Source organism: Heliomarina baculiformis, from assembly GCF_019966545.1.
Classification (GTDB): Bacteria; Pseudomonadota; Alphaproteobacteria; order Rhodobacterales; family Rhodobacteraceae; genus Heliomarina; species Heliomarina baculiformis.
This window is the reverse complement of sequence record NZ_JAIMIC010000005.1, coordinates 165,433-186,496: the sequence shown is the minus strand read 5'-3', so window position 1 is coordinate 186,496 and position 21,064 is coordinate 165,433. Positions and strand designations below refer to the sequence as shown.

25 protein-coding genes, 1 tRNA gene and 1 pseudogene are annotated in these 21,064 nt (G+C 58.2%); 13 read left to right on the top strand and 14 right to left on the bottom strand.

What is annotated here, in order from left to right:
- Positions 1-10 precede the first annotated feature (10 nt).
- The 3 genes from MF268_RS13000 to MF268_RS12990 are packed head-to-tail and all read right to left on the bottom strand — an operon-like array spanning position 11 to position 2,119.
- On the bottom strand, positions 11-1,195 hold the full coding sequence (locus MF268_RS13000; RefSeq protein ID WP_238371294.1) for a DUF3618 domain-containing protein: 1,185 nt from the start codon (positions 1,193-1,195) through the stop codon (positions 11-13).
- Complete coding sequence (locus MF268_RS12995) at positions 1,188-1,595, bottom strand: phage holin family protein (protein ID WP_238371293.1); 408 nt, start codon at positions 1,593-1,595, stop codon at positions 1,188-1,190. Before MF268_RS12995 ends, MF268_RS13000 begins: the two co-directional genes overlap by 8 nt.
- Positions 1,592-2,119 (bottom strand): hypothetical protein, encoded by a 528-nt coding sequence (locus tag MF268_RS12990; RefSeq protein WP_238371292.1) that lies wholly within the window; start codon positions 2,117-2,119, stop codon positions 1,592-1,594. The genes MF268_RS12995 and MF268_RS12990 overlap by 4 nt, the downstream gene beginning before the upstream one ends.
- Positions 2,120-2,762: 643 nt before the next feature.
- Between MF268_RS12990 and MF268_RS12985 the strand changes: the two genes are divergently transcribed.
- Positions 2,763-3,752, top strand: coding sequence for an alpha/beta fold hydrolase (locus MF268_RS12985; RefSeq protein WP_238371291.1), 990 nt, complete (start codon positions 2,763-2,765; stop codon positions 3,750-3,752).
- A 217-nt stretch (positions 3,753-3,969) separates the two neighbouring features.
- Here the strand turns inward: MF268_RS12985 and MF268_RS12980 are convergent.
- From MF268_RS12980 to MF268_RS12965, 4 genes and pseudogenes are all read right to left on the bottom strand, one after another.
- Positions 3,970-4,588 (bottom strand): annotated as a pseudogene (locus MF268_RS12980) (LysE family translocator).
- 275 nt (positions 4,589-4,863) lie between these two features.
- Positions 4,864-6,834 carry a hypothetical protein gene (locus tag MF268_RS12975; protein WP_238371290.1) on the bottom strand — a complete coding sequence of 657 codons (1,971 nt, stop codon included), beginning with the start codon at positions 6,832-6,834 and terminating at the stop codon, positions 4,864-4,866.
- A 54-nt stretch (positions 6,835-6,888) separates the two neighbouring features.
- Positions 6,889-7,086 carry a hypothetical protein gene (locus tag MF268_RS12970; RefSeq protein WP_238371289.1) on the bottom strand — a complete coding sequence of 66 codons (198 nt, stop codon included), beginning with the start codon at positions 7,084-7,086 and terminating at the stop codon, positions 6,889-6,891.
- On the bottom strand, positions 7,055-7,393 hold the full coding sequence (locus MF268_RS12965) for a hypothetical protein (protein ID WP_238371288.1): 339 nt from the start codon (positions 7,391-7,393) through the stop codon (positions 7,055-7,057). Before MF268_RS12965 ends, MF268_RS12970 begins: the two co-directional genes overlap by 32 nt.
- A gap of 3 nt (positions 7,394-7,396) precedes the next feature.
- On the opposite strand from MF268_RS12965, the gene MF268_RS12960 reads away from it, so the two are divergent.
- The 3 genes from MF268_RS12960 to MF268_RS12950 all read left to right on the top strand — a co-directional run bounded on the left by MF268_RS12960 (position 7,397) and on the right by MF268_RS12950 (position 9,919).
- Positions 7,397-7,972 carry a hypothetical protein gene (locus MF268_RS12960; RefSeq protein WP_238371287.1) on the top strand — a complete coding sequence of 192 codons (576 nt, stop codon included), beginning with the start codon at positions 7,397-7,399 and terminating at the stop codon, positions 7,970-7,972.
- Positions 7,947-8,468, top strand: a complete 522-nt coding sequence (locus MF268_RS12955) for a hypothetical protein (RefSeq protein ID WP_238371286.1) — start codon at positions 7,947-7,949, stop codon at positions 8,466-8,468. Before MF268_RS12960 ends, MF268_RS12955 begins: the two co-directional genes overlap by 26 nt.
- 566 nt (positions 8,469-9,034) lie before the next feature.
- Positions 9,035-9,919 carry a tyrosine-type recombinase/integrase gene (locus MF268_RS12950; protein ID WP_238371285.1) on the top strand — a complete coding sequence of 295 codons (885 nt, stop codon included), beginning with the start codon at positions 9,035-9,037 and terminating at the stop codon, positions 9,917-9,919.
- 78 nt (positions 9,920-9,997) lie between these two features.
- On the opposite strand, the gene MF268_RS12945 is transcribed toward MF268_RS12950, so the two are convergent.
- Positions 9,998-10,083 (bottom strand) — tRNA-Leu (locus tag MF268_RS12945).
- A gap of 148 nt (positions 10,084-10,231) precedes the next feature.
- On the opposite strand from MF268_RS12945, the gene MF268_RS12940 reads away from it, so the two are divergent.
- The 3 genes from MF268_RS12940 to MF268_RS12930 all read left to right on the top strand — a co-directional run bounded on the left by MF268_RS12940 (position 10,232) and on the right by MF268_RS12930 (position 12,334).
- A complete protein-coding gene (locus tag MF268_RS12940; RefSeq protein WP_238371284.1) occupies positions 10,232-10,810 on the top strand; it encodes a YqaA family protein in 579 nt (192 codons plus the stop codon).
- Complete coding sequence (locus MF268_RS12935; protein WP_238371283.1) at positions 10,810-11,268, top strand: disulfide bond formation protein B; 459 nt, start codon at positions 10,810-10,812, stop codon at positions 11,266-11,268. The genes MF268_RS12940 and MF268_RS12935 overlap by 1 nt, the downstream gene beginning before the upstream one ends.
- Positions 11,269-11,332: 64 nt before the next feature.
- Positions 11,333-12,334 (top strand): aromatic ring-hydroxylating oxygenase subunit alpha, encoded by a 1,002-nt coding sequence (locus MF268_RS12930; RefSeq protein WP_238371282.1) that lies wholly within the window; start codon positions 11,333-11,335, stop codon positions 12,332-12,334.
- Here MF268_RS12930 and MF268_RS12925 read toward each other — a convergent pair.
- Complete coding sequence (locus tag MF268_RS12925) at positions 12,331-12,759, bottom strand: Lrp/AsnC family transcriptional regulator (RefSeq protein ID WP_238371281.1); 429 nt, start codon at positions 12,757-12,759, stop codon at positions 12,331-12,333. The genes MF268_RS12930 and MF268_RS12925 overlap by 4 nt on opposite strands.
- 107 nt (positions 12,760-12,866) lie before the next feature.
- On the opposite strand from MF268_RS12925, the gene rocF reads away from it, so the two are divergent.
- From rocF to MF268_RS12910, 3 genes are all read left to right on the top strand, one after another.
- On the top strand, positions 12,867-13,793 hold the full coding sequence (rocF, locus tag MF268_RS12920; protein WP_238371280.1) for an arginase: 927 nt from the start codon (positions 12,867-12,869) through the stop codon (positions 13,791-13,793).
- Between the two features lie 11 nt (positions 13,794-13,804).
- Positions 13,805-14,860, top strand: a complete 1,056-nt coding sequence (locus MF268_RS12915) for an ornithine cyclodeaminase (RefSeq protein WP_238371279.1) — start codon at positions 13,805-13,807, stop codon at positions 14,858-14,860.
- Between the two features lie 80 nt (positions 14,861-14,940).
- Positions 14,941-15,414, top strand: a complete 474-nt coding sequence (locus MF268_RS12910; RefSeq protein WP_238371278.1) for a DUF892 family protein — start codon at positions 14,941-14,943, stop codon at positions 15,412-15,414.
- A gap of 23 nt (positions 15,415-15,437) precedes the next feature.
- Here MF268_RS12910 and MF268_RS12905 read toward each other — a convergent pair whose 3' ends face one another.
- A complete protein-coding gene (locus MF268_RS12905; RefSeq protein ID WP_088635435.1) occupies positions 15,438-16,022 on the bottom strand; it encodes an HNH endonuclease in 585 nt (194 codons plus the stop codon).
- A gap of 251 nt (positions 16,023-16,273) precedes the next feature.
- Between MF268_RS12905 and MF268_RS12900 the strand changes: the two genes are divergently transcribed.
- Entirely contained in the window at positions 16,274-16,813 is a 540-nt protein-coding gene (locus tag MF268_RS12900) for a pseudouridine synthase (RefSeq protein WP_238371277.1), read from the top strand.
- Between the two features lie 31 nt (positions 16,814-16,844).
- Entirely contained in the window at positions 16,845-17,291 is a 447-nt protein-coding gene (locus MF268_RS12895) for a VOC family protein (protein ID WP_238371276.1), read from the top strand.
- Here the strand turns inward: MF268_RS12895 and MF268_RS12890 are convergent, their stop codons facing one another.
- The 4 genes from MF268_RS12890 to MF268_RS12875 form a co-directional block, all read right to left on the bottom strand.
- On the bottom strand, positions 17,292-17,591 hold the full coding sequence (locus tag MF268_RS12890) for a putative quinol monooxygenase (protein WP_238371275.1): 300 nt from the start codon (positions 17,589-17,591) through the stop codon (positions 17,292-17,294).
- Between the two features lie 111 nt (positions 17,592-17,702).
- Positions 17,703-18,368: an alpha/beta hydrolase gene (locus MF268_RS12885; RefSeq protein ID WP_238371274.1), complete on the bottom strand. Its 666-nt coding sequence runs from the start codon at positions 18,366-18,368 to the stop codon at positions 17,703-17,705.
- Complete coding sequence (locus MF268_RS12880; RefSeq protein ID WP_238371273.1) at positions 18,365-18,997, bottom strand: DNA-3-methyladenine glycosylase family protein; 633 nt, start codon at positions 18,995-18,997, stop codon at positions 18,365-18,367. Before MF268_RS12880 ends, MF268_RS12885 begins: the two co-directional genes overlap by 4 nt.
- Positions 18,994-19,827 (bottom strand): precorrin-6A/cobalt-precorrin-6A reductase, encoded by an 834-nt coding sequence (locus MF268_RS12875; protein ID WP_238371272.1) that lies wholly within the window; start codon positions 19,825-19,827, stop codon positions 18,994-18,996. The genes MF268_RS12880 and MF268_RS12875 overlap by 4 nt, the downstream gene beginning before the upstream one ends.
- On the opposite strand from MF268_RS12875, the gene MF268_RS12870 reads away from it, so the two are divergent.
- Positions 19,826-21,064: an MFS transporter gene (locus MF268_RS12870; RefSeq protein ID WP_238371271.1), complete on the top strand. Its 1,239-nt coding sequence runs from the start codon at positions 19,826-19,828 to the stop codon at positions 21,062-21,064. The genes MF268_RS12875 and MF268_RS12870 overlap by 2 nt on opposite strands.

Here is a 21,064-nt window from a genome sequence, read left to right as displayed (position 1 = left end):
TCGGGTTCGCTCACGAGCTTGAACTACCGAGTTTTTGCTTCTCGGCTTCCTCTCGGCTTGCGTCTGCAACTTTCGAGACGCCAGTGCGAACCTCATCTGCGATATGTTCGGCCGCAGACTTGTCACCCGGCGCCTGATCGTCGATTTTTGCGCGCTCTTCCTCAAGAACCTCCTGAGCAGTTTCAGCAGCGCGATCGGCGACTTTCAGAGCCTTCTGGCGCTCGTCCGCCAACATCCGCTCTGCCTTGTCATAGTATCTGTCCGACCGCTCGCCGAACCAATCGTCTTCCTGTCTCGTGCGGGGCAGTGTTCCGGCAAGTATAGCACCGGCGGCAAGTGCAAGCCCCCCGACGACAAGAGGATTCTGTTCAAAAAAGCGCTGAGCCTGATCGGTGCCCGTCTGAGCACGTCGAGCAACGGATCTGCGTGCCCGTACAGCCGCCCATCTCGCCGAAATCACGCGCTCCCGCGCTTCTTCGCTCAGCGTATCTGTCCCATGGGAAAGGCGCCGGCGAATGCGTTTCGCACGTGCGGAAACGGAATCTCTGGCACTGGCCACACTGTCCGCAGCACTCTGCCCTGCAGAGCGGACGCTGTCGCCAGTCTTCTGAGCTTTGTCCCGGGCGCTATCGGCGGCACGGGACGCGCCGTCCGAGACGCGGTCATAGAGCCCGGGACCATCATCATGATCGTCCTGATCGTAGTCATCCCAGAAATCATCATCGTCGGCATAGAGCCAATCCTGAGCGACACGCCGGTTGCCATGAGCACTAGCGAGGCCAGCCTCACCGAGGGAATGGGTTGCGGGACCAGTAGGCGCGGTTCGATGATCGCCTTGCGAGGCGCGGGGTTCTGTACCAGAGCCGCTATAATCGAGCCGGGATTTTGCCGGTGTCGCGCGGTCGCTTTTGGAAGAATCCGGAACCAGACGTTCCTTATCTTTTTCCCACGACCGACCGCTGACCAGCCATGCCAAACCTATTCCGGTTAAAGCCAGTGCAACAGGATTACGTTTGACTGATTGGGTAATTGCCTCGCCAATGTCCTGTCCATGATCGGATAATCCGCGACCCACTTCTCGCAGGATGCCCTCGGGTGAAAGCCGGTTCTGCAGTTCGTCGACTTTACTGCCGAGCTGGGACCTCTCTCGCTCGATATCACGTTCGATTTCGTCCGGTGTGCGATTGTCAGCCATTGGTCCGACCTCCTTGAATTGCATTCGCGTCGCGCTTGATGTTTTCAACAGTTCTGGTCGGCGCAAGGCTCGAAAGCTTTAGATCCTTGCTCCCCTTGGCAATCAACGCTGCGGCGATCAATCCAAGCACGACACCAACGATGAGCGCGGCCCATACTGCGTCTACTCCGGCTTCGGTGAGCCCCGTTACAACGGCAGCTGCCATGACATTCAATGCCACGAGTGCCGCGACTACTGCTGCAACCAGCATGCCAATAGCGGACAGAGCCCGCCGCAGGTTTTGGTCGACTTCGGCCCGGGCCAGATCAACTTCGCTACGGACGAGGGAAGATACGTGCGTGATCGCTTCGCTGAAGAGCGAACCCGTGCTTTCGGTGCGGTCATGATCGGTCGAGGTCATAGTTCTTCTCCTTTAACGGCCGGATTAGTCCCAACAGGCGCCGCTTTCGCTTTGAGATCTGCTGCCTCAGCTGGGGTGCCCGGCCGTCGTGTGATTTCGTGGCCTAAGAGGTCGTCATCATCGTCGCTTCCGAGTACCTCAGAGAGATCGACGGAGCGCTCGCGATGCCGTTCGGAGGCGCGTGCGATACGCGTGCCTGCAAATCCCAAAAGGGCGGCGCCGCCCAGAAATGCTAGCGGATTACTACGGGCGAACTGCGAAAGGTTGCCGGCCATTTCACCGAAGTCCTTGTCGCGCACGCTGTCAGACACGTCCGCAAGAGCTGACGCCATCTGCCCGAATGTCCGTTCTTGTGGCGAGCCACCTCTGAGTTCGTCCGCTGCGCGGCGCAGTGCGTCGCCCATATTCGAAATCTCGTCGGCGACACCGTCCTTGACGGCATCGCCGCGCTTCGAGGCTTCTTCCGTAGCCCGGTTCTTCAAGTTGTCTGCAGCCTCTCTGGCTTCAGCGCCCAACTCTTTCACTGTATCTCCGGCAGTCTCGGTGCTATCCCGTGTCTGCGTTGGGATTTGTCGTTGTGGCATAATCGTTCCTTTCTGAGCGTTCGCAGCGGTCAGGCGACGGCATTCAGGAAGGCGACGATAATCGGAAGCCCGAGCAAATGGCCTATGCTGCACATCTGAATTCCCCCCGCGGCATTACTGAACCGCATCAATGTGTTGAAATGACGCATTGCGACAGAATTGGTTCCATTGCGTATTTTATGAACCTGAGAATGTTATTGCCGCCCTTGCGCTATCGACGCCCGACGGGCTTGTTCAATTTGCCACTTCGGGCGGAGCGGTTCCAAAGGCACCATATCTGTCGGGGTGCTCATTCTGCTTTGAGACTCGGAAAATGTCGGACCAATGATTGCCAGCCCAAGTTCCGGGCATCTCTAAAGCTCTCAGTAGCGTGCGAACCCAACCCAGCAATCAAGGAGGGTTGCCTATCTTACCGCAAACGACAGAAATGCGGGGCAAAGCAGACAGTGACTTTTCACAAGCCGATGTCCGCTATCGACTTATTCAGGTTATTTGAGTTTAAGCGCCGGACGAAACCTGTGAAACGCGGGCACAATATTATACCGCTCCGAGAATTCTGACTACGCTCATCTGGAGACTCTTGTTGACTTCAAATATCCTGACTTTCGCCGCGATCTCAGTCAGTATCTACTTTGCTATTGCCCTAGCTCTTATAGTCTCCCAACGTCCCAAAGCACTCCAATCGCGTGATGGGCTGAATTTCACCGAAGTCATCGCGTCAGGTGCTTTTGTCCCACCGGAAACACCCGAATTCACCCGCAAGACCTATCACGCGCGTGATGGCGCGGAGCTTTCATATACCCACGTAAAGGCGGGAGGCAGCGAAAGCTTACCTCTGATCATTATGGTTCATGGCTCAGGATGGTTTGGCGGACAATTTGACCGACTGGCATGGGCGCTCAGGGATGTCGCCGAGGTCAAGGCAGTCACGCTTCGAGGCCACGGTGACAGACCTGTGCGACGTGGTGATGTGGATTACATCGGACAATTCGAGGACGATATCACAGACCTGATGGCAGACGATCCGCGCGAGCCTATCCTGCTGGGCCACTCTTCCGGTGGCGGGATCGTGGTGCGTTTTGCAGGAGGCGAAAATAGCGGAAAACTCGGTGGCACCATTCTTCTGGCGCCGTTTCTCAAGCACAATGCCCCTACGACAAGGCCCAATTCAGGGGGCTGGGCGCATGTATTGACCCGCCGCATTATCGGATTGTCGATGCTCAACAACGTTGGCATCCATTGGCTTGACCAACTCGACATGATCCAGTTCAACATGCCTAAAGCAATTTTGGATGGTCCACTTGGCCACTACGCGACCACGTCTTATAGCTGGCGGCTCAACACATCCTTCGCACCTCGAAGTAAATACCTTGCGGATGTCGCCGAACTCCCGCCGTTTCTCTTGATCGCAGGCGCACAGGACGAAGCGATGGTTGCGGAAGCATACGAATCCCTTTTGAGCGATGTGACAGACAAGGGACGTTACCATGTCGTGGAGGGCGCCGGGCATCTTGATATCGTCGATGCCCCTGAAACCGAAGCGTTGATACGAGACTACTTGGGTAAGTTCTGAAAGGCACCGGCCGGAACCGACATCCGATATTCCTCTCGAAACCGTATCCGACTAAAATCTGACGTCGAACCGCACGTGTATCTTCGATTCCCCAGCGGCACGCGAAAAGCTTTCATCTAAATGTATTGCAGCATTAATCGAATTGGGCTCGAACCTTACCTTCACCGCGCATAGCGCGAAGGTCGGGTGTGCAGACAAAGCCACCGAAGCGTTGCGATCAAGAACGGCGGATCGTAGAGGTTGCGACCCCCATTGCCACAAGTGCACCGCCTCCCAGCCTAGTCAAAAATGGAAGCACGGACGGACGAACGATTTTCTGGCGCAGCTTGTCAGCGAGCAGGGCATAGGCAAGTGCATTGATCGCTGCGAAGCCAACGAAGGTAGCAACAAGCAGCCCGAACTGCGGTGCCAAAGCTGTGTTCGGATTGATGAACTGCGGGACGAAAGCGATGAAGAAAACAATGGATGAGGGCCGTGACCGCAGCAGTATGAGCACAGACCTTGCGGGGGGACGTGGCGGGCGCATCGTCCAGCATCTCCAAGGAAGCATCTGGGGCGCTCCGAAACAACTTAATCCCGAGATACACGAGATAGATGGCCCCGATCCACTTCAAAAGAATAAACAGCTTGGAAGAAGCCAGAACCAGCGCGCCTAGTCCTGCCAAAGACGCTGACATGGCAACCAGATCGCCTAGCGCGACGCCCGCAACCGTCGCCAGTGCAACCCGACGGCCTTGGCTAATGGCATAGCTCAAAATCAAAAGCACGGTCGGCCCCGGTATCAACAGCAGAGCGATTGAAGCGGACGCGAACGCGAGCCAGACGTGAAATTCCATAATTTTACCTTCTAACAAATTCGTGCCCGTCGAGCCGGCTATAGATACCAGATCAAGTAAAGTGCTTTTTTTCAGGAAGTGGCATGCCAGCACATGCACCACTGAAACCCACGAACCCTTGGCTGGTAATCGCCACAATAGCTGGGGCGATCATCATCTTGTATATAATCGCCGGCTGGATTGCCTAAACAGTCAATATCGGTGCTTTGAAACACTCCAATTGCAAAGTCACCGGCGCGTTCATTTTTGAAGCGTGCTTCTATTTTCAGCGCCACCTACGATGTCCCGCCAGAAACGGTGCCATCGCCGTCAGCGATCTGCACGGTCAACGTCGTTGCGGTGATCGAAACCGTGATATCCTTGGCGCTGTTTCCCGCCGCAGTCACAGCGTCAAATGCGCCTGAGATACTATCAACATTCATTTTGACGTAGGTGCCGTTTGCAACTCCGGTGATGTCCAGATGCAGCGTGCCGCCGTTGATCACGACCGCGCTAGGCAAATCAGGCTCGATGACTTTATCTGTTTTGAAGTCGTCAAAACCTTTGATGCCGGTGACGACTTCGGAAACAGAACCATCGAACCAGACTTCAGGCGCGTGCTCGCCATAGTCCAGGCGCGCGTAATCAGTCTTTTCGCCCTGATCATCGTCGAGACCTCGGATCACGACCCCCGACACGTTTTCAGCATTCGCCGGGACATATTGAATATCATCAAGGATAGCCATGAAATCATCTTCGATCCGTGGCTGGAATTCGCGAACAGTTCCGATCGTCCCGCCGCTGCCGGTCATTTCATGGCCCGGCTTTGGCAAGAAATAACTGGGCCCGTTTTCCTGACACCAGATCCGAAGCGTCGGCTTGAATGAAACGGTCGATCCCGGTTGGATTGTGAGCGTCCGCGTCGTCGCGCTGACCCCATCGAAACCAACATTCGACATCCCATAGATGGTCAGACTGTTCCCGCTCGACAGGGTGAAATCACCGTCATCCATGACCAGGGCAACATCGCTATTTGCCCGCGCCGTGATATCGACATTCCCCTGAACGTCGCCGGTGTTCATGAACATGCCGTCATAGCAATCAACGGCGAGCTTGTCCGATCCGCTATAGCCACCAATCCCAAAGATGGTGCCCATAGAAGGATTGACCCGGCTATCGCCAATGACCGTCACCGGATCGGACGCAATAAGTGCGCCCTGCGTGACCTCCATCAGGATCCGCCGAAGCGTCAGGCCCTCAAAGTCAAACTTCGGATCGAGGTTCCAGTTCATGTAGGGCGCGCCGTAGGTGTCGACGCTGTCGCCCTCGACGTCACCGGGGAGGCCCTCTAGGCCGTCAGCCGACCAATCGAGCTCGATGCACGACATGAAGCCCGGCGTGTATTGCCAGGCGTTCGGCTTGAACTGCATGGTTTTGGGTGTGGTTCTGCGCGTGACGTTATTGCCCATGCGACCCCGGAACCAATCTGAGATCTCCCGGCGCTCTTCCCACGGCGCCTCAGAGGCGCGCATGCGATTGTGGAAATCGTAATGCGTTTTGCCAGAGGAACCCGTCTTCTGATCCTCGTAAGCCTCGAGCGTGGTGCCGTCCTTGATCAGCTGCGAAATGCCATCAACCCGGTAATCAGGTGTCGCCGCATCCCAATTGCAGAACTGAACATCGTATTGCTCCGGGTCCGGTTGCTGGTTGTTGTCGACCTGATCCAAGATAGCCGTGGTCTGGCTGAACGCCCGCGTGTTCGACCCATAGCCGGGGATGTACTCGACACACGGCCCAATGGTTTCCGGGCCGGTTAGATCCACGAGACCGGGTCGGTTCGGATCGTGATCGATCACAAGGACATGGCGCAGCCCGACGTAGAGATCCTGCAAGCTGATGCCATAGCAGAGATGCTGGTCGCGGTTAGGACCGGCCGGAATGAGATTGCCTTGGGTGTCGTAGGACGCATCCCGCCAATGCCGGTGGAACCCGCCTTTCATAACCACGGCGTCATAGACCAGCGACCACGTATTTGCGTTCCCCAGAGCGAAGCCACTGCTTTGCCCCGGATAATTTGGCATCCCCAAGTCGTCGCTTGGGTTCCTGACGTACTCACCGTTCCCGATCGAAAATCCGGAATTCGCCTCGATGACCAGCAACCCAAGAACAATACCGCCCGCACGGAATTGCGCGCCACTCATCGAAGAGCGGGAAAGCAACATGTTCCTGAACATCGCGTTCTTGTAGTTGCCCTGCGCATAAATCAAGTGGCTGAAGACTGTCGGTGTTTGGAGAAAATATAGCCCTGAGTCGGGATCGAATTAGGTGAAGTCCGCCCGGTAGCCTTCCGCATAACCGGCAGTATCCATGTAGATATCTTCGAGCAGCAGGCCATCAACAGCCGAGAAATAGCTTGTCCCGGTTCGATCCTTCCGGTCCGTGTCCCATCCGTTCGGACCGTTGTTCCCGCCAGGGCGCGGCGCATGTTCATAACCATCGGTAATATGAAGCCGGCGCATCGCGATTTTGCCGAGCCGTTGGAGAGCTCTCAAGCTTGATCGTGTCAGCGATGCCATTCCCACGGATACCGTCGAGGATCATGTTTGACGCGCCAGCATCCCACGGGATGATTTCCTCAATAGTCGCGTCCTGCCAGATGATGTTTCGAGCAACGCGGCCAATGAACGGGATGTTCGTGAAGTTCGGTTTTCCTGAACCCCAGGCGCTGATCAGCATCGGGTGACTGGCGCTGTGCGCTCTTAGCCAGATCCATTTCGAGTTCGGGCTGGCAACGTCCGCGTTATAGTCTTGACCGCCGGCGAACATCAGATGTGGCGCGTGCTCATTTTCTTCGGGCTTGAAATAATACCCGTAGAGAGACAGGGCGAGATCAAGCTTTATGGGCTTGTCCCTATGTTCCCCATATTTGACGTAGATCTGACCGCCACCGCCATCCGAAACAGGAATGCTGGACTCATTGTTCAGGATTCAATTCAGGACTTGCCCCGTGCTCGAAACCCCCGGCTCTTTCGACACGATACTGCCGTAGCCGTCACCATTTTCTTCATCGATGAAAATGCGCTTGGTGTTGCGGCGCGGCCGAGCGATCAGGCGGTTTTGAGAGTCCGCTCTTGGCCGGTAAAAGATACCGCTTCCCCAGCCGCCTTTCTTGCGAGCGTTTGCAACATCCACCGCCGCATCGACCAGTGTGATGACGCCGCCCTTGGTTTTTGGATACTGAAAGGCGACCTCTCCCGCCGGATCGTATTCACGCAGATCGAGCGTGATCGTGCCGTCCGGACGTACCGCCGCCTTGCCGACCGCCGGCTGCTGCGTGATCTCGATGCTCTCCGGTTCTTCGGCATCTATAAATCGGCCGATGTTTCAGGACCGAAACTTCCATGATGGCATCAGAGATGCCGAGCTTGAGGAGCTAGACGCGCTGCAAACCCGCCGCGCCGGCAACTTCACTGACGCGCAGCGCGAAACCAGCGGGATCTTCGTGCTGGTCGATCACAATGGTAGCCTCAAAATCGAAGGCGCCTATCGAGAAAGGGAAACCTCCGAGAAAGAAACCAGCTCGCACGGTCCCGGCAACAACGCGGCACCAGCCAAGCCGGATCTGACGCAATCCGGCAAAGAGGACCTGCACCGCATTGCCCTGCTCGCGCTGCAAACCGCGATGATCGAGAAAACCGAGCTGCTGCTGGATCTGGACCAAGACGACGAGCCCCGCGCGACTTTTACGAAGTTGAAGAAAGGCCAGAAAGCGAAAGAACTCGAAGGCCTGTTTGCCGATGCATCGGTGCAGGAAGCGCTTGGTCTGAGCCGTGCTCAGATCGCAAAGATCGACGCGTGGCTGCCGCCGGAGATCCGCGCGACTGAAGCGCAGAACCGCTGATTTAAACAGCGATCATATCTGTTGCGACAAGCACACCGATGGTGAGGAGAACTGCAATGAGGCTCAGCAGAATTGAAAATCTTAGCATTCAGTACTCACTAAGCTTGTTGATTAAGTTCGCGGCGGGCGATCGGTAGCACATCTGACCTAAGCGTCAACTTGAAAACTTAGAGTTCTCACTTTCCGAAGCGAAATGGACAAACATTGAAGCATTTCTCACCCATATGCGTTCGCGCCACCAGCGCGGCTCATATGCTCGACTTGAGCAGCAGGGAGTTCCGCGACCTAGTTGCGCAAGGGGCGTTGCCGCCCCCTGTACGCGTGGGCGAGCATGATCGCTGGCGGGTGAAAGACCTTGAGGCTATCGTAAGCGGTCTTGCCGCACTCGGAAACGAGCACATCGAGATTTGAAGCCTCCCAAACCACGGATAGCTAAACCTCGTCTGGTCTGGAAATACGACCAACGGAAAGGCGTCTGGGAGCCGTATCATCGGATCAGCTGGCGGGATGGAAGCAGACAGCGTCAGAAAACCGTCAAGCTCAACTGGAAAGGTGACCCGGCCCGGTTGGACGAACTCTATTGGCAGTGTCAAAGCGGCAGCCACGAACGTCAGCAAGTGCCATCGAAGTATAGCTGGGGCGAACTAATCATCGTTTGGAGGTCAGATCCGCGTATTCAAGGAAGACTGGCCGACAGCACCAAGCGCTCTTATCGCCGCACGATGGACGCGATCATGGAAAGGAACCTGAAAAAGGATGTCCGCAAGACCACGCGCCAGGGCGTCCGTGCAATTCACGACAGCTTGGCTGAGACGCCCCGGAAAGCGGATTGGTATGTCCAGACCATCAGCCTGTTATGGAACTACGCGAAGAACAAACGCGACTGGCCGCTTGGAGAGAATCCGGCGTCAGGAATCGACCTGTTCGGGAAACAGCGCGAGTTCTTGCCATGGCCAGAGTGGTTAGTGAACAAGCTCGACACTGCCCTTGAGAATGTTCGCGCAGATGCTGAATTGATCCGTGCGACCGGACAGAGACCGAACGCCGCCATTAGGATGTGGTTCGATCATTTTCATTGTGAGACAATGATGGTGCTGGATGAGAAGGCAGGCGAGATGATCGAAGTCTTTTGTCCGATAGAGCTGCGCCAGTTCATCGCAGATCGGTCACGCGTCGGCGCGCATGTATTGGCGAAGAATCTGACCGAACCCTTGGGTTACGACGCGATCGAAAAGGCCTTTAGAGCGTGGCGCAAGGGACTTGGCGAGAAAGCCCAACAGTTCACTTTGCACGGCTTGCGCAAGCTTGCCATCGTTCAATTAGCTGAAGCTGGATGCACAGGTGCAGAGATCCAAGCGGTTACAAATCAATCAGCCGAAATGGTCGCTTATTACCGTTCCAGAGCAAATCGCGTGCGCCTATCAAAGGCCGCTCAGGAGCAGAGAACATGAACAGAACAAGAACAGACGGTGTGAGTCACGGGTGTGAGTCGCACCAGATCTGAATATTGTTACACTCAGCTAAGCCCTTGGTACCCAAGGCCGGACTCGAACCGGCACGTCCGTTAGGACGGGGGATTTTGAATCCCCTGCGTCTACCATTCCGCCACTTGGGCCTACGCGGGCAGACATAACCGCGGCATTCGGCGACGTCCAGTATGAAAAGTGTCGTGATCGCGCTTGTCGGCAGTTGACGGAATTTCCGCTGCATGGTTAGCCGGTTAACAAAGGTTCGCAGCGGCGGACACATGGGATTGTCGGATCATGCTGCAAGGCCTTTATGAACGTACCATGCAACTGGCTGACCACCGCCATGCCCTCTGGTGGCTGGCGGCGGTGTCTTTCATTGAAAGCTCCTTCTTTCCGATCCCGCCCGATGTGCTGATGATCCCGATGATTCTGGCGCGGCCCTCGCGGGCTTGGCTGATCGCGCTTGTCGCGCTTGTGGCCTCGGTCCTTGGCGGGCTTTTGGGTTATGCGATAGGGGCCTTTGCGTTTGAAAGCATCGGTCAGCCGATCCTGATGTCGATGGGCAAGGCCGATGCGATGGCCGAGTTCAACACCCGCTTTAACGATTTCGGGTTCTGGGCGGTGCTGGTCGCGGGGGTCACACCTTTTCCCTACAAGGTCATCACCATCATGTCCGGCTGGACCTCGATGCCGCTGGGTACATTTGTCGCGACCTCGATCCTTGCCCGCGCGCTGCGCTTCTTTATCGTGGCGGCGCTATTGTGGAAGTTCGGACCGCCCGTGCGTGAGTTCATCGAAAAGCGGCTGGGCCTCATGTTCACCCTGTTCATGATCTTCCTGATCGGCGGTTTTGTGGTGGTTAAATATCTCTGATGCGTAGAATTCTTGTTTTGATTGCCGCCGGCGGGTCCGCCGCGCTGTTGCTGGGCGCCTTTGGGTCGCAGTATCTGGGCGGGCTCGCGCCCTGCAAGCTGTGCCTCTGGCAGCGCTGGCCGCATGGGGCGGCGGTGGTTATCGGCGTGCTGGCGTTTTTTGTGCCGGCTCCTGCCCTGATCTGGCTTGGCGCACTGGCCGCAGCGACGACATCGGGAATTGGATTCTATCATGCCGGGGTTGAACAGGGCTGGTGGGAAGGTCCGACAACCTGCACCTCGGGCCCCATCGGGGGCTTGAGTTCCGAACAACTCATGGAGCAGATCATGAACGCGCCGCTGGTGCGTTGCGACGACATTCCGTGGGAGCTTTTCAATATCTCGATGGCCGGCTGGAACGCGCTTATTTCGCTGGCACTGGCGCTGATGTGGGTCGCGGCGGCACGGGCGAAATCGTAAGCCGCGCTTGACGCGACATGGGGTTTGGCTAGCGTTCGACGGTCACCATTAAAGGCCCGTCACGATGCGCAATCTCGATCCCGTCAACTATACCTCTGCCGATATTCACGCCCGCGATGTGAAGTCGATCTTTTCTACTACATGGCAGCTGATCGGACCGGCGTCGCGTCTGGAAAAACGCGGCGATTACATCGCGGTGGAGATCGCTGGACAGAAGGTTTTCGTGGTGCGCGCAAAGGACGGGCTGCGCGCCTTTCGCAACGTCTGCCGGCATCGCGGGGCACGGCTGCTGCCGGAGGGGACCGGGCGGTGCAGTACGATACGTTGTCCCTATCACCAATGGGTCTGGGGCGAGGACGGATCGCTTTTGAACGTGCCTTGGTGGGGTGAAGATCCGGATTTCGAAAAGAGCGACTGGGAACTGGACAAGGTGTCGTTCGACATTTGGCGCGGGCTGCTCTTTGTCGCCATCGCGCCATCGTCCCCGCTTGAGGCGCAGCTGGGCGGGCTGATCAATGAGGTCGCGGATGAGCCGGTCGAGCGCTACACGTGGATGCAGGAAGAGCGTCTGGTCTTTGACGCCAACTGGAAGATCTACACGGACAATTTTGTCGAAGGCTATCATATCCCCGGCATTCACCCGGCCTTTCATCAGGCGATTGAATTCGACCGTTTTGAAACGGTTGCGCTGGACCAGATGGTGCGGATGACAGCGCCGCCGCGTGAGGGGTTGTTCTATCGCGGGAAATGGATGTGGATGTGGCCGAACTGGACGCTGTCGCTGTTCAATGGCGGCATGAATACGTCACGTATCAACCCGATTGACCATCGCCGGACCGAATTGATTTACAACTTTTACTTTGAGGATACCTCACCCGGGATGGAAGCGGCGCGGCAGAAGACGATCGCCGATAATCTGCAGGTGGTGCGCGAGGATTTTGAGGTCTGTCTGGAAACGCAGAAGAACTATGAAAGCGGCGGGTACCGGGCCGGGCCGCTGTCGCCCCGTCATGAACAGGGCGTGGCCTATTTCCAGAAGAAACTGACGGCAGCGTTGGACGCCTAGCGCGCCGCCTTTTTCGTGTTGAGCAGCAGGTTGGTTTCGGAATGGGCGATGCCGTCGAACCGGCGGATCTGCGCCAGCACCGTATCGAATTCCTCGAGCGTCTCGGCGCCAATCGCGACGATCAGGTCCCAGCGGCCATTGGTTGAGTGAACCGCGCGCACCTGAGGAAGGGCGATCAGCTGGCGGGTGATACGGTCGGTGCCCCTGCCCTCGATCCCGATCATCATGAGGCCGCGCACCGGCTGGCTGGCCACGTCGCGTTTCAACACGACGCTAAAGCCGAGAATGTCACCGCTGGCTTGTAACCGTTCCATCCGGGTGCGCACGGTTGCGCGCGAGAGATTGAGCGACGCGGCCAAGTCCGAGATCGACGCACGGCCGTCTTCTTTCAGCGCGGCAATCAGGCGTTCGTCCGTTTTGTCCATTCAGCTTGGCCATATTGATCAATTTAGGACCAATTTGAGCAAAATTTACACTGGCTTGCAACGCGTTTTGGCGGATATTGGGAGAAATTCGAAAAGGAGCGGATGAGATGACACAGTATAGCTGCATATTGCTGGGCTGCCCGGTAGATAGCGGGAAACGGCGGACCGGGTGCCTTATGGGACCGGATGCCTATCGCACTGCCGGTCTGGGCGAGGCGTTGCAGGCGCTGGGTCACAAGGTTGAAGATCGCGGCAACCTGTCACCTGCCCCCTTTGAGCCTGCACAGCCGGGTGGCAAGTTGCATGCGCTGGGCGAAACCATTGCCTGGACACAATCGCTGGCGGAGGCCGCGGAACGGGCGATGCAGGACGGTTTGCCGATATTTCTCGGCGGCGATCACAGCCTGTCGCTTGGAACGGTTGCCGGTGTCGCGGCCCATGCGGCAGCGCAGGACCGCCCGCAATTCGTGCTGTGGCTGGATGCACATAGCGATTACCACACGCCCCAGACCTCGGATTCCGGCAATCTGCACGGCACGCCGCTGGGTTACGTCACGGGCCGAGATGGGTTTGAAGGCTTTCCCACGGTTGCGCACCCAGTGCCGCAGGAAAACATCTGCATCATCGGGCTGCGTTCGGTCGATGCGGCGGAACGTGCCGCACTTGAGGAAACCGAAATTCACCGCCATGACATGCGCGAAATCGACGAAACCGGCATCGCCAAGCCACTTGCCGCCTTCCTTGAACGGGTCGAAGCGGCCAACGGAATGCTGCATGTCTCGCTCGACGTGGATTTCCTTGACCCGAGCATCGCGCCTGCGGTCGGCACCACCGTTCCGGGGGGCGCGACATTTCGCGAGGGGCATCTGGTTATGGAGATGATCAGTGACAGCGGGCTTTTGACCTCGCTCGACCTTGTGGAACTGAACCCGTTTCTCGATGAGCGCGGCCGAACGGCACAGGTGATGGTCGATCTGGCAGCCTCGGCGCTGGGCCGTCGCGTATTCGACCGCCCGACCCGCGCGCATTCGTAAAGGAGCCGATGATGAGCAAACCTTCTGACAAGGCGCTGGTGCCTTTCGTTTCCGTCGACAACATGATGCGGCTGATCCACCATATCGGCGTCGAAAAGATGCTGCGCGGATTGGCCGATTACGTCGAGGCGGATTTCAAACGCTGGGAATTGTTCGACAAGACGCCGCGCGTGGCCTCTCATTCCGCCGAAGGGGTAATCGAACTCATGCCGACCTCGGATGGCGAGGTCTACGGGTTCAAATACGTGAACGGCCACCCCAAGAATACCCGCGACGGCTTGCAGACGGTAACCGCCTTTGGCTTACTGGCAGATGTAGGCACCGGCTATCCAGTCCTGTTGTCGGAAATGACGGTGCTGACGGCGATGCGTACGGCTGCGACCTCGGCCATGGTGGCCAAGCACCTCGCCCCGAAAAACGCCAAGGTCATGGCGATGATCGGCAATGGCGCGCAGTCGGAATTCCAGAGCCTTGCGATGAAAGCGATCTGTGGCATCGACACCGTTCGGCTTTATGATACCGACAGTGCGGCCACAGAGAAATGCGCTCGCAACCTTGCCGGGAGCGGGTTGAAGATTGTGAAATGCAATTCGCCCGAAGAAAGCATCGAAGGCGCGCAGATCATCACAACCTGCACCGCAGACAAGCAATATGCCACGATCCTGACGGATAACATGGTTGGCAGCGGTGTGCATATCAACGCGATCGGCGGTGACTGCCCCGGCAAGACAGAGCTGGCCCCGGCGATTCTGAACCGATCGGACATCTTCGTGGAATTCCCCGAGCAGACACGGATTGAAGGGGAAATCCAGCAATTGGACCCAGATCACCCGGTGACGGAACTGTGGCAGGTCATCGCCGGAACTACCCCCGGGCGAACGTCGGACGATCAGATCACCCTGTTCGACAGCGTGGGTTTTGCGATCGAGGATTTCAGCGCCCTGCGCTATGTGCGCGACCGGCTTTCCGGCAGCGATCTGTATCTCGATCTGGACCTGTTAGCCGACCCAGATGATCCGCGCGATCTGTTCGGCATGTTATTGCGCGCCGCGAGCGACACAGCCTAAGCGGGAACGATTCCGGTTTCCTCGCGTTAATCTTTCAAATACAGGTGCGCTCAATGTATATATCTAGCTTTGGAAAAGTGATGGATTTCGATCCCACAGAACGTGATGACGTGACCGCTCTGTATAATCAGGCGCTGTACGACGCGTATATGGTCGAAATGCAGGGTGTGCAGTTTTTTGAAGATCTGGCGGCCCGTTCCTCTTCTCCTGCTCTTCAGGATCTTTTGTACGCTTCGATCGACGAACGTCGTCAGAACATTGACCGGCTGGTTGATGTTATCTCCAGAATTGACGTTGACCCTTCGCGTGCCGATAGCCAACTTTCAGCAGACGCAACGTCTCCACTCGTGCTTCCGCGCGCTTTCAAAAGCAGCCGGGTCGCCGATATCGCCGTTATAATAGCCGTACGAGAGTTTCTTATCGGTCAGCATGTGCGTTTGCTGGCGATGAAGGATCTAGGGACGGGTCTTGGCAAGAAAGTGTGTCTTGCCAAGGCAATCAAAGAGATCGAGGAACTCGACGCCAAGTTGATTAAGCTTCAGGCAAGTGTCTGACCGATGAGCACCGATCTTGGCTGTTACGCCTCAAGCTCAGCATCCCAATAAAGAAAATCCATCCAGCTTTCATGCAGGTGATTGGGCGGGAACTTACGACCCATGTTGCGCAGCTCTTCGGCCCCGGGCTGGCGCGGTGGCTTGCGCAGTGACATACCTGCGCGGTGCAGCGGCTTGGACCCTTTCTTGAGATTGCAGGGCGAACAGGCCGCAACCACGTTCTGCCAGCTGGTCACGCCGCCGCTGGCCCTGGGGACCACATGATCGAAAGTCAGCTCTCCCTTGGCGCCGCAATACTGGCAGCGGAATTCGTCCCTCAGAAATAAATTAAAGCGCGTGAAGGCCACGCGCTTTTGAGGTTTTACATAGTCTTTCAGGACAACCACCGACGGGATCCTGATTTCGGTACTCGGGCTTCGGACGACCTCGTCATATTCGGCCACGATGTCCACCCTGTCGAGCCAAGCGGCCTTGATCGCATCTTGCCAAGGCCACAGGGAAAGGGGGTAGTAGGACAAGGGCCGATAATCCGCGTTCAACACCAAAGCGGGATGTTGTCGCAAGGCGCCGGGGGAGCGCACGAACTCCGTTCTGAAATCACCGTCCATTCGTAAACTCACCCTTCCCGGTTCCAACCCCTGGGCCTGAGAGCAACTGATTCCGCCGCCGCTCTGGCCCGGTTTCGAAATGACTATATATCGTGTTTGACAACTGACAAGCCTGTATCATCCACAACATGTCGCCGGTGAGGTAACCTGATTACGTGACAAGCAGATGACGTTATCCACAAGCGTGACACAATGCGACCGCTTGGCAACCCGGGCTTTCCATTTCCGACTGCTTTGGCTAGCACCGGCCCATGTCCACGCTGATCCGTTTCAACAAACCTTATGACGTGCTGCCACAGTTCACCGATCCGTCGGGGCGGTCGGTTCTGACCGATTACATCGACTTGAAAGGGGTCTATCCGGCTGGACGTCTGGACCGGGACAGCGAAGGTCTGATGCTGCTGACCGATGATGGTCGGCAACAGGCGCGGATCGCCGATCCAAAGTACAAGATGGCCAAGATCTACTGGGTCCAGGTCGAGGGAATTCCGGATGCAGCCGCACTTGCCCGGCTGGCCAAGGGTGTCGAGCTGAAGGATGGTATGACGCGACCGGCTAAAGCCCGCCGGATCGACGAACCAGCGGCCCTCTGGCCGAGGGTGCCACCGATCCGGGTGCGCAAGACGGTGCCCGACTGCTGGATCGAGCTGACCATCCGCGAGGGTCGCAACCGCCAGGTGCGCCGCATGACGGCGGCGGTTGGTCATCCGACCCTGCGGCTGATACGTTATGGGATCGGGCAATGGACGTTGGACGGGCTCCCCAGCGGCGCATGGGACCGCATCACCTGACATTTGGCGTTGGGGCACTAGAGTCCGTGGTATGAACGATCTACCCCAAGCCCCTGCCCCGCGTGCGCTGCTCGAAGCGGCGCTTTACATGCAAGACCTCGACGCAGCCGAGGCGTTTTATGGTGACTTACTGGGCTTACGGGTATTTCAGCGGGTCAAAGGACGGCATGTGTTCTTCGATCTGGGCTCAGCAGTGCTGCTGGTATTCAACCCTGAAGCCACCGAAAACGCAAGCAAGACCGGACGGATTCCGGTGCCGCCGCATGGGGCGCGCGGGTCGGGACATGTCTGCTTTGCGATGCCCCGGGATGAGATCGACGCCATGCGAAGCCGTCTGCTGGCCGCGGGCGTCGAGGTAGACAGCGAGTTCGACTGGCCCAACGGGGCGCGCTCGCTTTACGTGCGCGACCCGGGTGGCAATTCGGTGGAATTTGCCGAACCCTGGCTTTGGGATGAGCTGAAGGCCGAAGCCAAGTAGTCAGAGTTTGGTGAACGGGCCCGGTTCGAACAAGTTGATATCGCGCGCGATAACCCCGATCTCTTTCAGCTTCTCCCGATAAGTCGCCATGTGGTCGGATTCTGCATGGGATTTCAGGTAGTCCATATCCTGCCATTCCTCGTAAACGCGGAATTCGGATGGATCTTCGACGTTCTGCCAGAAGGCGTATGTAATGCAGCCCCGCTCTTTGCGGGTTTCGCGCGACATGGTTTCTGCGGCGGTCTTCATGGCGTCAATGCCCGACTCTTCGACTTTCATGGTGCCAGATACGATCAGCATTTCTTGTTCTCCGATCCGGGTCACGATGGCCCGGCAAGGTTTCCGGCTCTGCACCCCCGCGCAAGCCACATACAGGCAAATAGTTGGCGGAACCTTTCCCGCAATATCTTTTCAGAGATTCAGCTTGTCGCGCATGAAGGCAAGCGCGACGCTCAGCCCGTCTGGCGCGATCCCGTGGGCGGTGCCCTTCATGATATGGGCAAAGACGTCCTGAAAACCGGCCTCTTGCAGCGCTTCGGCGGCGGCGGGCAGCGATTGCGGCGGCACCACGTCGTCCTGATCGCCATGAACCAAAAGGACTGGCGGGCGCACGACGACTTCGTCCGCTAGGGTTTCGGGGCTGAGCAACCGGCCGGAGAAGGCCACGACGCCCGCCACAGCGTCTTCGCGGCGCGGGGCCACGTGGAGCGCCATCATGCTGCCTTGGGAAAAGCCAAAGAGAACGACCTGTTCGGGCAGCACATCCTCATCCACCATGAGTGCGTCGAGAAAGGCGTTCAGATCGTCGATCGCCGCGGCCATGCCACGTTCGGCGGCCTCTTCGCTCGACCCGTCAATCCAGGGGATCGGGAACCACTGGTAGCCGTTCGGCATGCCGGGAATCGTCTCGGGCGCGTCGGGAGCGACAAAGAGTGTATCGGGCAGGTGGTCGCCCAGCGGATCGGCAAGGCCCAGCAGATCGGCGCCATTCGCGCCGTAGCCGTGCAAAAACACCACGACAGACCGGGTCTCCCCCGATTTCGGTTCGACCCGACCTGCTTGCAAAACCCGTGTCATGAAATTCCTTCCCTGTTCTTTTCAACGCGGTAATAGGCCCAGAGCAGGCGCGCCGCAACCGATCGCCACGGAGCCCAGCTTTCGGCCATTTGCCGGAATGCCTTTTCCTTGGGGCGGTCCGGCAGATCAAACAGCACGCGGGCGGATTCTTGCAAGGCCAGATCGCCCGGCGCAAAGACATCGGCCCGTCCAAGCGAAAACATCGCGTAGATTTCCGCCGTCCAGATGCCGATGCCGGGTACCCGTGTTAGGGTCTTTATGACGTCGTCCGTCGTCGCGGTCCGCAAGGCGTCGTAATCGATCCCGGCTTCGGCCAGCGCGTAGGAATACCGGATTTTTTGGCGCGAAAGACCGATTGCGCGCAGTTCGTCTTCGCGGGCCTCGAGGATATTCTCGGGGCGGTCGAGCCCCGCTGCGATCATGCGCGCCCAGATCGCCCGTGCCGAGGCGACACTGACCTGCTGGCTGACGATGGCGCTGAGCAGCTCCGCGAAACCGTCGGCACGCAGACGCAGCGGCAAAGGGCCGGTCAGGGTCAGAGCCTGGGCAAAACGCGGATCATGTTCGGCCAGCCACGCCGCCCCCTCGGCCACGCAGGCATCGCCGATGATAATCCGTCCCGTGCTCATAGCGCGTCTATCCAATCCAACGCGGCGGCAACATCGGGCAGAAGCGTCGCTTCGGGCTGGGAGGGGCGGTCGATCAGGATAACCGGCAGGCCAAGCGCCCGCGCGGCATCAAGCTTGGTTCGGCTGACCGCGCCGCCACTGTTCTTTGCGACCAGGACGTCAATCGAGAGACTTTTGAAAGTCGCGATTTCCTGTTCGACCGAGAACGGCCCCTGCCCACGGATAAATTCTACATTGCGGTATTGCCGGGATGGCGCCCTGTCCGTCAGCTTGCGCACCTTGAATTCCGCAAGACTATCCCCAACGAGCGCGCCTAAGCTTGCCTGACCGGTGGTGGCAAAGACCTTTTGGCCAGGCAGGAGCATGGTCGAGGCTTCGGCCTCATCCCTCGCGAAACGCCAGTTGTCGCCCGGTTCCGAAGTCCATTCCGGGCGCAGCAGCCGGGCATGCGGCAGCGACAGTTCATGGCAGATCCGTGCGGTACGCGCGGCGATGCGTGTGGAAAACGGATGGGTCGCATCCAGAACCGCGCCGATCCCCTCCACGGCCAGAAAGACCCGGAATCCGTCATCTCCGCCGAAACCGCCGAAACGGGTTGGCACCGGCAGATCGGGGTGCACGCGCGCGGGATAAAGCAATGAGGCCGTCACGCGCATTGCGCTTTTCTCGGCCAGGGCCGCCGCGATGTGGCGCGCCTCGCCCGAGCCGCCGAGTAGCAAAAGATGCGTCGCAGAGATGCCGAGATCATTCATCGCCGGAACCATATGCTGCAATTGCGGCGACGCAAGGTGCTTGTGCCGCCGACGGTTCAGAACTACCAAGCTGCACATGACAAGTATTTCCGAAATCGAGTCTCAGTCCGACGATCATCAGCGTGCAAAGCGCAATGTCGTGGTTCTGGTTCTGGCGCAGGCGCTGCTGGGCGCCCAGATGCCGATGATCTTTACCATTGGCGGTCTGGCGGGGCAGTCGCTTGCAACGAACCCCTGCCTTGCGACCCTGCCGATTTCCATGATCGTCCTGGGCTCGATGCTGACGGCCACACCGCTATCAGCGGTAATGCAGAAATACGGACGCCGCGCCGGATTCTTTGTAGGCGCTGCTGGCGGTACGCTTGGTGGTGTCATCGGCGCCTATGGCCTGTTCACCGGGTCTTTTGCGCTTTTCCTTCTGGGCAGCCTTTTCACCGGTATTTATATGAGCGCGCACGGGTTTTACCGGTTCGCCGCTGCCGATACCGCATCGGATGCGTTCCGCCCCAAGGCTATTTCCTACGTGATGGCGGGTGGTCTTGCCTCGGCCATTATCGGGCCGCAGGTGGTCAAGCTGACCGCAGATGCCTATGTGATCCCCTTTATTGGCACCTACGCCGCGGTGATCGCCGTGAACGTGATCGGGGCCGCCCTGTTCCTGTTCCTGGATATTCCAAAACCTCCGCCGCCCGCCGAGGGTGCCAGCAAGGGCCGCAGCCGCTGGGAGCTGATCACGACGCCGAAAATTGCCGTGGCCGTGATTTGCGCGACCGTGTCCTACGGACTTATGAACCTCGTGATGACCTCGACACCGCTGGCCGTGGTCGGCTGTGGGTTCACCCGCAATTCGGCCGCCGATGTAGTGACGGCGCATGTGCTGGCCATGTTTATCCCTTCGTTTTTCACCGGTCACCTGATCGCGCGGTTCGGCGTGGAAAAGATCATGGGCACCGGGCTGGCCATTCTTGCCGGGGCTGGGCTTGTCGCGCTTCAGGGCGTGGAGCTGGGCAATTTCTTTATCGCGCTGGTGCTGCTTGGGATTGGCTGGAACTTTGGCTTCATCGGGGCGACCTCGATGCTTGCCGGGGCGCATGAGCCTTCCGAACGTGGGCGGATGCAGGGCCTGAACGACCTGATCGTGTTCGGCGGCGTCACGATTGCCTCGCTTTCATCGGGCGGTCTGATGAACTGCTCGGGCGGCACCGCGACCGAAGGCTGGACGGCCGTGAACCTTGCAATGGCACCGGCGCTGGTTCTGGCGGGCAGTGCGCTGATCTGGCTGGTGATGCAATCGCGTGGTTCGGCGAGGAGCTGA

Coding starts and splice junctions, on each gene's coding strand:
- MF268_RS13000 (WP_238371294.1), bottom strand. CDS start 1,195: ATGGCTGACAATCGCACACCGGACGAAATCGAACGTGATATCGAGCGA.
- MF268_RS12995 (WP_238371293.1), bottom strand. CDS start 1,595: ATGACCTCGACCGATCATGACCGCACCGAAAGCACGGGTTCGCTCTTC.
- MF268_RS12970 (WP_238371289.1), bottom strand. CDS start 7,086: ATGCGCCGGCTTCATATTACCGATGGTTATGAACATGCGCCGCGCCCT.
- MF268_RS12965 (WP_238371288.1), bottom strand. CDS start 7,393: ATGTTCGCCGGCGGTCAAGACTATAACGCGGACGTTGCCAGCCCGAAC.
- MF268_RS12960 (WP_238371287.1), top strand. CDS start 7,397: ATGTGGCGCGTGCTCATTTTCTTCGGGCTTGAAATAATACCCGTAGAG.
- MF268_RS12955 (WP_238371286.1), top strand. CDS start 7,947: ATGTTTCAGGACCGAAACTTCCATGATGGCATCAGAGATGCCGAGCTT.
- MF268_RS12940 (WP_238371284.1), top strand. CDS start 10,232: ATGCTGCAAGGCCTTTATGAACGTACCATGCAACTGGCTGACCACCGC.
- MF268_RS12935 (WP_238371283.1), top strand. CDS start 10,810: ATGCGTAGAATTCTTGTTTTGATTGCCGCCGGCGGGTCCGCCGCGCTG.
- MF268_RS12930 (WP_238371282.1), top strand. CDS start 11,333: ATGCGCAATCTCGATCCCGTCAACTATACCTCTGCCGATATTCACGCC.
- MF268_RS12925 (WP_238371281.1), bottom strand. CDS start 12,759: ATGGACAAAACGGACGAACGCCTGATTGCCGCGCTGAAAGAAGACGGC.
- rocF (WP_238371280.1), top strand. CDS start 12,867: ATGACACAGTATAGCTGCATATTGCTGGGCTGCCCGGTAGATAGCGGG.
- MF268_RS12915 (WP_238371279.1), top strand. CDS start 13,805: ATGAGCAAACCTTCTGACAAGGCGCTGGTGCCTTTCGTTTCCGTCGAC.
- MF268_RS12910 (WP_238371278.1), top strand. CDS start 14,941: ATGGATTTCGATCCCACAGAACGTGATGACGTGACCGCTCTGTATAAT.
- MF268_RS12905 (WP_088635435.1), bottom strand. CDS start 16,022: ATGGACGGTGATTTCAGAACGGAGTTCGTGCGCTCCCCCGGCGCCTTG.
- MF268_RS12900 (WP_238371277.1), top strand. CDS start 16,274: ATGTCCACGCTGATCCGTTTCAACAAACCTTATGACGTGCTGCCACAG.
- MF268_RS12895 (WP_238371276.1), top strand. CDS start 16,845: ATGAACGATCTACCCCAAGCCCCTGCCCCGCGTGCGCTGCTCGAAGCG.
- MF268_RS12890 (WP_238371275.1), bottom strand. CDS start 17,591: ATGCTGATCGTATCTGGCACCATGAAAGTCGAAGAGTCGGGCATTGAC.
- MF268_RS12885 (WP_238371274.1), bottom strand. CDS start 18,368: ATGACACGGGTTTTGCAAGCAGGTCGGGTCGAACCGAAATCGGGGGAG.
- MF268_RS12880 (WP_238371273.1), bottom strand. CDS start 18,997: ATGAGCACGGGACGGATTATCATCGGCGATGCCTGCGTGGCCGAGGGG.
- MF268_RS12870 (WP_238371271.1), top strand. CDS start 19,826: ATGACAAGTATTTCCGAAATCGAGTCTCAGTCCGACGATCATCAGCGT.
- MF268_RS12875 (WP_238371272.1), bottom strand. CDS start 19,827: ATGTGCAGCTTGGTAGTTCTGAACCGTCGGCGGCACAAGCACCTTGCG.